Source organism: Pseudomonas sp. HAR-UPW-AIA-41 (genome assembly GCF_002304225.1).
Lineage (GTDB): Bacteria > Pseudomonadota > Gammaproteobacteria > Pseudomonadales > Pseudomonadaceae > Aquipseudomonas.
In genome coordinates this window covers 668,029-680,999 of record NZ_NSLB01000001.1, presented here as the reverse complement: position 1 = coordinate 680,999, position 12,971 = coordinate 668,029, and the positions used below count along the sequence as shown (strand labels likewise).

10 protein-coding genes are annotated in these 12,971 nt (G+C 61.2%); 3 read left to right on the top strand and 7 right to left on the bottom strand.

Annotation, left to right across the window (positions count from 1 at the left end; all coding sequences use genetic code 11):
• Positions 1–27: 27 nt before the first annotated feature.
• From prpF to CK486_RS03100, 5 genes are all read right to left on the bottom strand, one after another.
• Positions 28–1,215 (bottom strand): 2-methylaconitate cis-trans isomerase PrpF, encoded by a 1,188-nt coding sequence (gene prpF, locus CK486_RS03120; protein WP_095938810.1) that lies wholly within the window; start codon positions 1,213–1,215, stop codon positions 28–30.
• Positions 1,216–1,388: 173 nt separating this feature from the next.
• The gene (acnD, locus tag CK486_RS03115; RefSeq protein WP_095938809.1) at positions 1,389–3,998 is read right to left on the bottom strand and encodes a Fe/S-dependent 2-methylisocitrate dehydratase AcnD; all 2,610 of its coding nucleotides are present in this window, start codon (positions 3,996–3,998) and stop codon (positions 1,389–1,391) included.
• A 68-nt stretch (positions 3,999–4,066) separates the two neighbouring features.
• Positions 4,067–5,194 carry a 2-methylcitrate synthase gene (prpC, locus tag CK486_RS03110; protein WP_095938808.1) on the bottom strand — a complete coding sequence of 376 codons (1,128 nt, stop codon included), beginning with the start codon at positions 5,192–5,194 and terminating at the stop codon, positions 4,067–4,069.
• Positions 5,195–5,226: 32 nt separating this feature from the next.
• The gene (gene prpB / locus CK486_RS03105; protein ID WP_095938807.1) at positions 5,227–6,114 is read right to left on the bottom strand and encodes a methylisocitrate lyase; all 888 of its coding nucleotides are present in this window, start codon (positions 6,112–6,114) and stop codon (positions 5,227–5,229) included.
• Positions 6,111–6,839, bottom strand: coding sequence for a GntR family transcriptional regulator (locus CK486_RS03100; RefSeq protein ID WP_095938806.1), 729 nt, complete (start codon positions 6,837–6,839; stop codon positions 6,111–6,113). Before CK486_RS03100 ends, prpB begins: the two co-directional genes overlap by 4 nt.
• 263 nt (positions 6,840–7,102) lie before the next feature.
• Here CK486_RS03100 and CK486_RS03095 point away from each other — a divergent pair, with 263 nt between their 5' ends.
• From CK486_RS03095 to CK486_RS03085, 3 genes are read left to right on the top strand one after another with little or no spacing between them, the layout of a single operon-like run.
• Entirely contained in the window at positions 7,103–7,636 is a 534-nt protein-coding gene (locus CK486_RS03095; RefSeq protein ID WP_095938805.1) for an ATP-dependent zinc protease, read from the top strand.
• A gap of 5 nt (positions 7,637–7,641) precedes the next feature.
• Positions 7,642–9,165 (top strand): inactive transglutaminase family protein, encoded by a 1,524-nt coding sequence (locus CK486_RS03090; RefSeq protein WP_095938804.1) that lies wholly within the window; start codon positions 7,642–7,644, stop codon positions 9,163–9,165.
• A gap of 6 nt (positions 9,166–9,171) precedes the next feature.
• A complete protein-coding gene (locus CK486_RS03085; protein WP_176481641.1) occupies positions 9,172–10,155 on the top strand; it encodes an alpha-L-glutamate ligase-like protein in 984 nt (327 codons plus the stop codon).
• Positions 10,156–10,212: 57 nt separating this feature from the next.
• On the opposite strand, the gene CK486_RS03080 is transcribed toward CK486_RS03085, so the two are convergent.
• Together CK486_RS03080 and CK486_RS03075 are read right to left on the bottom strand one after the other, a co-directional pair.
• Positions 10,213–11,373, bottom strand: coding sequence for a MalM family protein (locus CK486_RS03080; protein WP_095938802.1), 1,161 nt, complete (start codon positions 11,371–11,373; stop codon positions 10,213–10,215).
• Between the two features lies 1 nt (position 11,374).
• The gene (locus tag CK486_RS03075) at positions 11,375–12,970 is read right to left on the bottom strand and encodes an outer membrane protein transport protein (protein ID WP_095938801.1); all 1,596 of its coding nucleotides are present in this window, start codon (positions 12,968–12,970) and stop codon (positions 11,375–11,377) included.
• Position 12,971: the final 1 nt, after the last annotated feature.

Genomic DNA, 12,971 nt, shown 5'->3' with positions numbered 1-12,971 from the left:
CGGACCAGTGCCGGGCTTTTTCATGCATCAGAACGCATCACCCGGCACCCGCACCCAGCCTTCCATCAGGATGCGTGCCGAACGCGACATGATGGCCTTGGTCACCACCCACTGCCCATCGACCAGCTCAGCCTGCGCACCGACCCGCAGGGTGCCGGACGGATGACCGAAGCGTACTGCTTCGCGCTCGCTACCGCCCGCTGCCAGATTGACCAATGTGCCCGGAACAGCCGCCGCCGTGCCGATAGCCACCGCGCAGGTGCCCATCATGGCGTGATGCAGCTTGCCCATGGACAGCGCGCGCACCAGCAGGTCCACTTCGCCCGCCTCGATCTGCTTGCCGCTGGAGGCCTGGTAGGACTTGGGCGGACTGACGAAGGCGATCTTCGGTGTGTGCTGCCGGGTCAGAGCCTCTTCGGGCGTTTTGATCAGGCCCATGAGCAGAGCACCGGCCACGCGGATCTGCTCGAAGCGCGCCAGTTGCGCCGGATCGCCATTGATGGCCTCGCGCAGTTCGGTGCCCTGGTAGCCGATATCCTCGGCATTGACGAACACGGTGGGGATGCCGGCGCTGATCATGGTCGCCTTGAAGGTGCCGACGCCCGGCACTTCCAGGTCATCGACCAGGTTGCCGGTAGGGAACATCGAACTCCCCTCCTCGCCATCATCGGACGGATCAAGGAACTCCAGCACGATCTCCGCCGCCGGGAAGGTCACGCCATCCAGCTCGAAGTCGCCGGTTTCCTGCACCTGACCACTGCTCACCGGCACATGAGCGATGATGGTTTTCTGGATATTGGCCTGCCAGATACGCACCACGCACACGCCGTTGTCCGGAATGCGCGCCGGATCGACCAGCCCGGCATGAATGGCAAAGGCGCCGGCGGCGGTGGAGAGGTTGCCGCAGTTGCCGCTCCAGTCGACGAAGGCCTTGTCGATCGAAACCTGACCGTAGAGGTAGTCGACGTCATGCTCCGGCTGACTGCTTTTCGACAAAATCACGCACTTGGAGGTCGAGGACGTCGCGCCGCCCATGCCGTCGATATGCGCCGCATAGGGATCGGGACTGCCGATCACTCGCATGAACAGGCGGTCACGGGCCTCGCCCGGCACCTGACAGCTCGCCGGCAAATCCTGCAGACGGAAGAACACGCCCTTGCTGGTACCGCCACGCATGTAGGTGGCGGGAATCTTGATCTGGGGTACGTGAGCCATGATGAGGTCCTGGCTTGATGGAAGTAGCCCGGATGCAATCCGGGAAACAGGTCACCCCGGATTACATCCGGGCTAGAGGCTGGGGTCCCCTTCTCCCCAAGGGAGAAGCGGCCCGAAGGGCGGATGAGGGAGACCGCCTCCCTCACCCAGCCCTCTCCCAAAGGGAGAAGGAGTTAGCCGGCGGACGACTCGAGGAAGTCCTGGGCGAAGCGCTGCAGGACACCACCGGCCGTGTACACGTGCACTTCAGCTGCGGTGTCCAGGCGGCAGGTCACCGGCACCCTGACCACTTCACCATTGCGGCGATTGACCACCAGGGTCAGGTCGCAGCGCGGCGAGACTTCGCCTTCGATGTCGTAGGTCTCGGAGCCATCCAGTGCCAGAGTCAGACGAGTGGTGCCCGGCTTGAACTCGACCGGCAGCACGCCCATGCCCACCAGGTTGGTGCGGTGGATGCGCTCGAAGCCCTCGGCGACGATCACTTCCACGCCGGCAAGGCGCACGCCCTTGGCAGCCCAGTCGCGCGAGCTGCCCTGGCCGTAGTCGGCGCCGGCGACGATGATCAGGTTCTGCTTGCGGTTCATGTAGGTTTCGATGGCTTCCCACATGCGCATCACCTTGCCTTCCGGCTCGACGCGGGCCAGCGAACCCTTCTTCACCACACCGTCGACCACGGCCATTTCGTTGACCAGCTGCGGGTTGGCGAAGGTGGCGCGCTGGGCAGTCAGGTGATCACCGCGGTGGGTGGCGTAGGAGTTGAAGTCCTCCTCCGGCAGGCCCATTTTCGCCAGGTACTCACCGGCAGCCGAGTCCAGCAGGATGGCGTTGGATGGCGACAGGTGGTCGGTGGTGATGTTGTCCGGCAGGATCGCCAGCGGCAGCATGCCCTTGAGCGTGCGCTCGCCGGCCAGCGCGCCTTCCCAGTACGGCGGACGGCGGATGTAGGTGGACTGCGGGCGCCAGTCGTACAGCGGGCTTTCGGCTTCCTGCACGGTGCCGAGGTCGAACATCGGGATGTAGATCTGCTTGAACTGCTCAGGCTTCACCGAGGCCGCAACAATGGCGTCGATCTCCTCGTCGCTCGGCCACAGGTCCTTCAGGGTGATCGGCTTGCCGCTGGCGTCATGGCCCAGCACGTCCTGCTCGATGTCGAAGCGCACGGTACCGGCGATGGCGTAGGCGACCACCAGCGGCGGCGAAGCCAGGAAGGCCTGCTTGGCGTAGGGGTGGATACGGCCGTCGAAGTTACGGTTGCCGGAGAGCACGGCGGTGGCATACAGGTCGCGGTCGATGATTTCCTGCTGGATCACCGGGTCCAGCGCACCGGACATGCCGTTACAGGTGGTGCAAGCGTAAGCGACGATGCCAAAGCCGAGCTTTTCCAGCTCGGTCAGCAGGCCCGCTTCTTCCAGATACAGCTTGGCGACTTTCGAGCCCGGAGCGAACGAGGTCTTGACCCAGGGCTTGCGCACCAGGCCCAGCGCGTTGGCCTTCTTCGCCAACAGACCTGCGGCCACCACGTTGCGCGGGTTGGAGGTGTTGGTGCAGCTGGTGATGGCGGCAATGATCACCGCACCATCCGGCAGCAGGCCTTCGGCCTCCTCGGCCTTGGCCGCGGCCAGCTTGGCCTCGTCGGCAATGCCGCGCTCGTGCAGCGCCGAGGTCGGCAGGCGCTTGTGCGGGTTGCTCGGGCCGGCCATGTTGCGCACCACGGTGCTCAGGTCGAATTCGAGCACGCGCTCGTACTCGGCCGTGACCAGCGCGTCGGCCCACAGGCCGGTGAGCTTGGCGTAGTTCTCGACCAGCGCCACCTGCTCAGGCTCACGACCGGTCAGCTTGAGGTAGTCGATGGTCTGCTGGTCGATGTAGAACATCGCCGCGGTGGCACCGTATTCCGGGCACATGTTGGAAATGGTGGCGCGGTCGCCGATCGACAGGCTGTCCGCACCCTCGCCGAAGAACTCGACATAGGCGCCGACCACGCGCTCCTTGCGCAGGAACTCGGTCAGGGCCAGCACGATGTCGGTGGCGGTGATGCCGGGCTGACGCTTGCCGGTCAGCTTGACGCCGACGATATCGGGCAGGCGCATCATCGACGGCAGACCGAGCATCACGGTTTCCGCTTCCAGGCCGCCCACGCCAATCGCGATCACGCCCAGGGCATCGACGTGCGGGGTGTGCGAGTCGGTACCGACGCAGGTATCCGGGAAGGCCACGCCGCCGCGCGCCTGGATCACTGGGCTCATTTTCTCCAGGTTGATCTGGTGCATGATGCCGTTGCCGGCCGGGATCACGTCGACGTTCTTGAACGCGGTCTTGGTCCACTCGATAAAGTGGAAACGGTCCTCGTTGCGACGCTCCTCGACGGCACGGTTCTTCTCGAACGCATCCGGATCGAAGCCGCCGAACTCGACAGCCAGCGAGTGGTCGACGATCAGCTGGGTCGGCACCACCGGGTTGACTTTGGACGGATCACCGCCCTTCTCGGCAATCGCATCACGCAGGCCGGCGAGGTCGACCAGCGCGGTCTGACCGAGGATGTCGTGGCAGACCACACGGGCCGGGTACCATGGGAAGTCGAGGTCACGCTTGCGCTCGATCAGCTGCTTGAGCGAGTCGGTCAGCAGCTCCGGCTCGCAGCGGCGCACCAGCTGCTCGGCCAGGACACGGGAGGTGTACGGCAGCTTGGCGTAGGCGCCCGGCGCGATGGCATCAACGGCGGCACGGGTGTCGTAATAGTCCAGCACGGTGCCCGGCAGGGCTTTGCGGTAGGCGGTGTTCATCACGGTAAGACTCATTCGAATAAGGAAGGCGGCAGTCAGGGCGCCCGGCAGTGGGCGCCCCATCTTGCTCAGCGCTGATCCAGGGCCGGCACGGCACGCTGCTCGACGCCGATGTAGTCGGCACTCGGGCGAATGATGCGGTTGTTGGCCCGCTGTTCGAACACGTGCGCGGTCCAGCCGCTGGTGCGCGAGCAGACGAAGATCGGGGTAAACAGCTTGGTCGGGATGCCCATGAAGTGGTAGGCCGAGGCATGGTAAAAGTCGGCGTTGGGGAACAGTTTCTTCTGCGCCCACATGGTCTCGTCGATGGCCACGGAAACCGGGAACAGCACGCTGTCGCCCACTTCTTCGGCCAGGCGCTTGGACCACTGCTTGATCACTTCATTGCGCGGGTCGCTTTCCTTGTAGATCGCATGACCGAAGCCCATGATCTTGTCCTTGCGCGCCAGCATCGCCAGCAGCTCGGTGACCGCCTCTTCGGGGCTGCTGAAACGCTCGATCAGCTCCATGGCCGCCTCGTTGGCACCGCCATGCAGCGGGCCGCGCAGCGAGCCGATGGCGCCGGTCACACAGGAGTACAGATCCGACAGGGTCGAGGCGCAGACGCGGGCGGTGAAGGTCGAAGCGTTGAACTCGTGCTCGGCGTAGAGGATCAGCGAGACATTCATCACGCGCACATGCAGCTCGCTCGGACGCTTGCTGTGCAGCAGGTGGAGGAAATGACCGGCAATGCCTTCCTCGTCGGTGATGGTGTCGATACGCACGCCGTCATGGCTGTAGCGGTACCAGTAGCACATGATCGCCGGGAACACGGCGAGCAGACGGTCGGCCACGTCGCGCTGCTGCTCGAAAGACAGCTCAGGCTCCAGAGTGCCGAGCATAGAAGCACCGGTACGCATCACGTCCATCGGATGGGCATCGGCCGGAATGCGCTCCAGCACTTCCTTCAGCTCAACCGGCAATCCACGCAGGCCCTGCAGCTTTTCCTTGTAGGCAGACAGCTGGCTCTTGTTCGGCAGAGCGCCGTACAGCAGCAGGTAGGCCACTTCCTCGAAGCAGCATTTTTCCGCCAGCTCACGCACATCGTAGCCACGGTAAGTCAGACCGGCACCGGTCTTGCCCACGGTGCACAGTTCGGTCTGCCCGGCCACCTGGCCACGCAGGCCGGCGCCACCCAATACTTTTGCTTCAGCCATGGTTATCGGTCCTCTTCAGGCAAGTGGTCTGGTCAGTTCTTTTTCTGGGCAAACAGCGCGTCGAGCTTCTGCTCGAAGGCGTGGTAGCCGATGCGGTCGTACAGCTCCATGCGGGTCTGCATCAGGTCGATGACATCCTTCTGGTGGCCGTTCTGGCGAATAGAGGTGTAGACCGCCTCGGCGGCCTTGTTGGCGGCACGGAAGGCCGACAGCGGATAAAGCTGCATAGCGACGCCGACCGAGGCCAGCTCGTCGCGGGTGAACAGCGGCGTGGCGCCGAATTCGGTGATGTTGGCCAGCACCGGTACCTTCAGCGCATCGACAAAGCGCTTGTAGGTCGGCAGGTCGTAGGCAGCCTCAGCGAAGATGCCGTCGGCACCAGCCTCGACGTAGGCCTGACAGCGTTCGATAGCCGCGTCCACACCCTCGGCCTGGATGGCGTCGGTGCGGGCGATCAGGAAGAAATCCGGATCGGTCTTGGCATCGGCGGCGGCACGCACGCGGTCCACCATCTCCTCGCAGGAGACGATTTCCTTGCCCGGACGATGACCGCAACGCTTGGCGCCGACCTGATCCTCGATATGCGCGGCAGCGGCACCAGCCTTGATCAGGCTTTTGATGGTGCGCTCGATGTTGAAGGCGCTGGGGCCGAAACCGGTGTCGATGTCCACCAGCAGCGGCAGGTCGCACACATCGGTGATACGGCGTACGTCGGTGAGCACATCATCCAGTGTATTGATGCCCAGATCCGGCAGACCGAGCGAACCCGCCGCCACGCCACCACCGGACAGATAAATGGCCCTGAAGCCGGCACGTTTGGCCAGCAGCGCATGGTTGGCATTGATGGCACCGATGATCTGCAGTGGCTGCTCGGCAGCGATCGCCGCGCGGAAACGCTGGCCGGGAGTTGCTTGACTCATGACTCACCTCGGGACTTCGACGGTTTGACGGCGGCGCCACGGGCCTGAGCGGCCTGGTAGTGGCGTTCGATATTGCGTTTGGAGGCTGCGATATGCCGGCGCATCAGCAGTTCGGCCAGCTCGCCATCGCGCTCGGCGATGGCATCGAGAATGCGGTGATGCTCGGCAAAGGCCTGACGTGGCCGGTTGGGCGTGGCGGAAAACTGCAGGCGGTACATGCGCACCAGCTGGTACAGCTCACCACAGAGCATGCGGCTGAGGGTCTGATTGCCGCTGCCCTGAATGATCCGGTAGTGGAAGTCGAAATCGCCCTCCTGCTGGTAGTAACCGACTCCGGCCTTGAAGGCGGCATCCTGCTCGTGCAGATCAAGCACCCGGCGCAGATCATCAATTTCGGTCTGAGTCATGCGCTCGGCCGCCAGACGACAGGCCATTCCCTCCAGCGACTCACGGATCTCATACAGCTCGATCAGCTCAGCGTGCGACAGGGACACCACCCGGGCCCCGACGTGGGGAATGCGCACCAGCAGCTTCTGCCCTTCCAGGCGGTGAATGGCCTCACGCAGCGGCCCGCGACTGATGCCATAGGTGCGCGCCAGCTCCGGCTCGGAAATCTTGCTGCCGGGCGCGATCTCGCCTTTGACAATAGCTGCCTGAATAGTCCGGAACACCTGCTCGGAGAGGGTTTCCGTGTCATCCAGAATGGGCAGCGCTTGCTCGGACATATTGTCGACACCATCGCTTTAATTCAGGCAATTATCAGCAATCCAGAGCCGTGCATGTCAAACATTTTTATTCGATTGTCGACAATCCAGCGACAAGCGGAACAGCACCCGAAGCTCGGACAAGGCTTCAGATCGTGCGCTAAGCACCTGTCGCCACTGAAAAAGCGCGTGTTAGAATGCCGCCAAATAACATCCGGTCGGCAGCGCCCACTCAGCTGCTAGACTCGATAGTCATTCGCTCGCCCCGCAGCCATCCGGACCTTATGACCCGCCTAGCCCTTCTCGCCACCCTGCTGACTTTCCTCTCGGGCACCGCGCTCGCCGTGGAAAAGACCGTGTATGGCCTGAACGAATATGCGCGCCTGCAAGGCATGGACCTGCAAGTTGCAGCCAAGCTTGATACCGGCGCGAAGACCGCCTCGCTGAGTGCCCGTGACATCGAGCGGTTCAAACGCAATGGCGAGACCTGGGTGCGGTTCTACCTGGCCATTGATGACGCCCACGAACACCCGATCGAGCGCCCCCTGGCACGCATCAGCAAGATCAAGCGTCGCGCCGGTGACTTCGATCCTGAGGAAGGCAAGACCTACACGGCACGCCCGGTGATCGAGCTCGAACTGTGCATGGGTACGACCCTGCGCAATATCGAGGTCAATCTGACTGACCGCAGTGCCTTCCAGTACCCGTTGCTGATTGGCTCCGAGGCGCTCAAGCGCTTTGGAGCTCTGATTGACCCCAGTGTGAAATACGCAGCCGGCAAGCCGCGCTGCACGTCTGAAGCTCTTGCTGCTGAGTAACCTACATGCGCTCTCTGAATCTGCATCTGAAAGTTCTCATCACCCTGCTGGTGAGCCTGGGTGTACTGATTACGGCCTACCAGATCTTCATCCTCGGCATTCCGGTGACCGAAGATGAGACCGACGATCTGTGGAATATCGACGCCAAGGTCGAGTTCCAGGCCTCGCCCAGTGTTCCGGTCAAAATGCAGATGTTCGTTCCGCCGCTGAATCAGGACTATGTGAGCCTTAACGAGAGCTTCATCTCCAACAACTATGGCGTGAGCGTCAACCGTGCCGATGGCAACCGCAAGGTGACCTGGTCGGCCCGCCGCGCCAGTGGCAAGCAGACCCTGTACTACCGCTTGGTACTGACCAAGCGCTACAGCGGCGAAAAGCCCAAGGAGAAAGGCCCGATCTTCCGTGACAGCCTGCCGGTTGAAGGCGCTGAGAAGATTGCCGCCGAAGCCCTGCTGGCACCCATCCGCCAGCACTCGGCCGACATCGAAACCTTCGTCAGCGAGACCATCAAGCGGGTCAACAACGAGAAGGACGACAACGTCAAACTTCTGCTCGGCGGCGACAACTCGGTCAGCAACAAGGCCAAGGTCGCCGACCTGCTGCTGTCCATCGCCCACGTCCCGCTGCAGCGCGTGCATACCGTACGCCTTGCCAGCGAGCAGCAGAGCCCGGAACTGTGGCTGCGCACCTTCAATGGCGAGAACTGGCTGTACTTCAACCCGGAAACCGGCGAGCAGGGCCTGCCCAATGACCGCCTGATCTGGTGGACCGGCGACGAGCCGCTGGTCAATCTGGATGGTGGCAAGAAAGCCCAGGTTACGTTCAGCCTGAACAACAGCGAAATGAACGCCATCCACCTGGCCAAACTGTCGGACGCCAACACCAGCGCCGGCTTCCTCGAGTACTCGCTGTACGGCCTGCCGCTGCAGACCCAGCAGACCTATCAGATCATGATCATGATCCCGATCGGCGTGCTGGTGATCCTGATCCTGCGCAACCTCGGCGGCCTGCAGACTCTCGGCACCTTCACCCCGGTGCTGATCGCCCTGGCCTTCCGCGAAACCCAGCTGGGCTTCGGTATCGCCCTGTTCACCCTGATCACTGCCCTCGGTCTGTCGCTGCGCTCCTACCTTGAGCACCTCAAGTTACAGATGCTGCCGCGCCTGTCGGTGGTACTGACCTTCGTAGTGGTCCTGATCGCCGTCATCAGCCTGTTCAGTCACAAACTGGGCCTGGAGCGCGGTCTGTCGGTGGCACTGTTCCCGATGGTGATTCTGACCATGACCATCGAGCGGCTGTCGATCACCTGGGAAGAGCGTGGCGGCAGCCATGCCTTCAAAGTGGCCGTGGGCACCATCATTGCCGCCTCGCTGGCGCACGCCCTGATGAGCATTCCGGAGCTGACCTACTTCGTCTTCACCTTCCCGGCGGTACTGCTGATCCTGGTGGGTTTTATGCTGGCGATGGGTCGCTACCGCGGCTACCGCCTGACCGAACTGTTCCGTTTCAAAGCCTTCCTGAAGGATTGAGCCATGATCGGTCTCTGGAAACGCTGGAAGGACCTGAATGCCAAAGGCATCATGGGCATCAACCGACGCAACGCGGACTTCGTGCTGAAGTACAACAAGCGTCACCTGTATCCCATTGTCGATGACAAGATCATCACCAAGCAGCGCGCCATCGAAGCCGGCATCCATGTGCCTGAAATGTATGGCGTGATCTCCACCGAGAAGGAGATCGAGAAACTCGACTCGATCATCGGCGAGCACAACGACTTCGTCATCAAGCCGGCGCAGGGCGCCGGCGGTGACGGCATTCTGGTAATCGCCGATCGCTTCGAGGGCCGCTACAAGACCGTATCGGGCAAGATCGTCAGTCACGACGAAATCGAGTACCAGCTGTCGAGCATCCTCACCGGTCTCTATTCCCTGGGCGGTCACCGTGACCGTGCGCTGATCGAGTACCGCGTCAAGCCGGACCCGATCTTCAAGAGCATCAGCTATGAAGGCGTGCCGGACATTCGCATCATCGTGCTGATGGGCTATCCCGTGATGGCCATGCTGCGCCTGCCCACCCGCCAGTCCAACGGCAAGGCCAACCTGCATCAGGGCGCCATCGGCGTCGGTGTGGACCTGGCTACCGGCATCACCCTCAAGGGCACCTGGCTGAACAACAAGATCAGCAAACACCCGGACACGGCCAATGCCGTGGACGGCGTACAGCTGCCCAACTGGGATGGCTTCATGAAGCTGGCGGCAGGCTGCTACGAGCTCTGCGGCCTCGGCTATATCGGCGTGGACATGGTGCTGGATCAGGATAAGGGACCGCTGATCCTCGAACTCAATGCCCGCCCCGGCCTGAATATCCAGATCGCCAACGACTGCGGCCTGGCCCTGCGGACCAATGCCATCGAAGCCCATATCGCCGAGATGCAGAAGAAAGGCATTCAGGAAACCCCGGAAGAACGCGTTCGTTTCTCCCAGCAGGCCTTCGGTCACGTGCTGGCAAGCGAAGTCTGAAGCGCTCAGCCAGAAACAAAAAAGCCCGGTTGATCCGGGCTTTTTATTGCGCGGTGATCAGCGCACCACAGCCAGCTCGAATGAGCCCTGCTCGGCATGCTCATGCACCTGCATGCCGGCCTCATTCACCGCCAAATCCTGAAGGGGACGCTTGAAGGGCTTGTTATCCAGCGTCTTGAGGCTGCGGTCTTCATCGGTGCTTAGCAGCAGCACGTAACGCTCACCCTTGTCGGCCTCAACAGGTACAGTCCCCTCGATGAATGCATAGCGATACCAGGTTTCGCCATGCAGTTGATACACCGCATCGCTGACCAAACGCGTCGGGCGCTTGGCCTCATCAAGGAACAGCAGTGAGGGATAGACCACCTTCTGATTGGCGAAACTGCGCACACGCAATCCATAGGTACGATAGGAGCTGGGCAACTTCACTGCCGCGTAGTAGCTGCGGCCCATGGGGAAATCGAAACTAGGAGAGAAGTTATTGATCTCCTCGTAACGCGGCTCGTCAGCACTCAGCTCGCTGAAGTCATCATCCAGCATCTGCCCACAGCATTTATCAACCAGCTCGGCATACAGCCCCTCCTGCTCTTCCGGAGTACCGCCCAGCAAGGCACGCATGGCCTCGGTTGGCTGACCATCCAGACCAGGCAGATTGGCGACAGCCTGCTTGAATTCGATCTGACGCCCTTCGGTGTACTTGATTGCGCCACCCTGAGCCGAAGCGCGCGATACCGGATCGCCAGTAGGGACCTTCGAGTTGTGCATACGCCCCTGCTCGTCGACCCAGGTGTAGTAGGAGTCACCATTCTCGCTGCGCCGGAAACCCTTGCCTTCCAGTACATCGGCATCAATGTATTCACCGCTGCGCTCGCCATTGGGCAGCAGATAGTCGCGCCCCTGCCCGCCTACCGCATTGTTGGCATAGAAGCTGTTCTGCAGGTTGCCGCTGCCATCGACCCAGGTGAAATAACGACGCTTGCTCTCGCCCGATGCCTTGCTGCCGGGCCAACGCGCGTTCTGCTCATCCAGTTGGCGAGCCTCGTCACTCAGGCTGATACGCCTCTCCGCCTGGCGCTGCTGCTCGGCATAACGTCCGTCGACGAAGGTGTTGTGCACCCGCCCCTGCTCATCGACCCAGGTCAGATAACGCCCTGCAGCCGCCTGCACATTTGCAGCCGTAAGTAGCAAGGGTAAAAGCAAGAAAGAGCTGCCACGCACGTCAGAACACCGTTTGGTAGGTCAGGGCCATTACATAAGCATGTACTGAGGTTTCTACGTCCAAACCTGCATAAGGGTTGTACACGACATTGTCGATTCCCGTGCAATTGAGGTTGCAGCTGGTATCGGCCGGCACACTGGTTTTGGTCACGAAGTAGTTGAAGCCGAGATCAATCTGCGTGTCCTTGTCCCAGCGATAGCCCACGCCAAGTCCATAGAGATGGGCATCGCCAATCGGAGCCAGCACATCAGCCTTATCTTTAGGAATGGCCGAGGGTCGCCACTCATAGCCGGCACGCAACTGAACCCGCTCATTGAGATCGTACTGAACGCCTAGCGCCCAACTGATAGTGTCCTCATATCCCCGATCCAGAATGAGCGACGAAGAAGTTGCATATTTGGGACTAAACATTTGAGCGATACGCAACATATCCAGCTCACGATCAAACTTGATCTCAAACTGGTCCCAATCGCTGTAATCTACCCACCGCACATCTGCGTTAATCTGCCAACGATCAAAGGGTCGAACCTTGATACCCGTGGCGAAGCTGTCCGGATAGGTCAGGGTCAGCGAGGCATTCCCGGTTTCCTCATCCTGAGTTCCCTGAGGAATGCCGAAAATCAGATTGCCAATCTGCCCGACAAAGGCCTGATTGAAATCCTTCCAGAATCCGGTCCAGTCAGACGTGTAATCCACCCGGTATTTTCCGGTCAGCTTCATCCGCGCCTCACTCTGATAGGTCGCCCCCCAGGCAAACCAGTCAGTCGGCTCCCACTGCACCCCCAGATTGAAGGTGGGGGAAAGACTCTGCTGCAGATCAAGATCGAGATTGGCCAGATTGGTAAAAGGACCAAAATTACCGCCACAAAGATTAATGAAAGGAGCAAGAATAGGAGCATTGCCCACACAGGTCGCATTCGTCAGCGCCCTGACCAGCCCCGTCAGCATGCTGGGGTTACGAAAATCCTGATTGAGCGCCATGGCCTGATGCGAGAAACCAATGGACAAGCCCAAAGCCAGCTCGTCATTCATCTGATAACCGAGGGACGGAGAGAAGTAGGTGATGCGCTGCAGCGCTACCTCACGCCCCTGATATCGAGCAGGATCGCTGTCGTCGTCCCTCGAATAGCCCAGCGCCATCGGCGCATAAACATTGGTGGCAAAAGTCAGCTTGGAACCTGGCGGATTGATCGACAGCCCTGCCAGCGGCGCAAACAGCATGGGAACTTCGGTCATCCCCCCCAGGCCCGGCAAGTACATAGCAGGCGTCAGAGTGCGACTGCTGCTGTTTTTTACATCATCATCACTAAATCCAAAATGGTTATAACCCTGTGGAGCATCAAATTCGGCTCGGATATCCATGACGCCCGTCAGGAACTTGACCGTGGTCTGCCGTCCTTTGAGTTTGGTCAGTGCTGCCGGGTTGTAGTGAACCGCATCAACACCGGTGGAGTCCGCCGTAACGGCGTTTGCCAGCGCCATGGCCTTGGGATTTCCGATCGTCAGATTGTTGGCCAGTTGCGCTTGCGCCACACCGGCCATGAGCAGCGCCAACCCGGCACACAAACGCGCCAGAGGCAGTACGAAATCATTCATG

Excerpts from the sequence above, each read along its gene's own strand:
- CK486_RS03090 (WP_095938804.1), top strand. The coding sequence starts at position 7,642 with ATGCGCTCTCTGAATCTGCATCTGAAAGTTCTCATCACCCTGCTGGTG.
- acnD (WP_095938809.1), bottom strand. The coding sequence starts at position 3,998 with ATGAACACCGCCTACCGCAAAGCCCTGCCGGGCACCGTGCTGGACTAT.
- CK486_RS03100 (WP_095938806.1), bottom strand. The coding sequence starts at position 6,839 with ATGTCCGAGCAAGCGCTGCCCATTCTGGATGACACGGAAACCCTCTCC.
- prpC (WP_095938808.1), bottom strand. The coding sequence starts at position 5,194 with ATGGCTGAAGCAAAAGTATTGGGTGGCGCCGGCCTGCGTGGCCAGGTG.
- CK486_RS03075 (WP_095938801.1), bottom strand. The coding sequence starts at position 12,970 with ATGAATGATTTCGTACTGCCTCTGGCGCGTTTGTGTGCCGGGTTGGCG.
- CK486_RS03095 (WP_095938805.1), top strand. The coding sequence starts at position 7,103 with ATGACCCGCCTAGCCCTTCTCGCCACCCTGCTGACTTTCCTCTCGGGC.
- prpB (WP_095938807.1), bottom strand. The coding sequence starts at position 6,114 with ATGAGTCAAGCAACTCCCGGCCAGCGTTTCCGCGCGGCGATCGCTGCC.
- prpF (WP_095938810.1), bottom strand. The coding sequence starts at position 1,215 with ATGGCTCACGTACCCCAGATCAAGATTCCCGCCACCTACATGCGTGGC.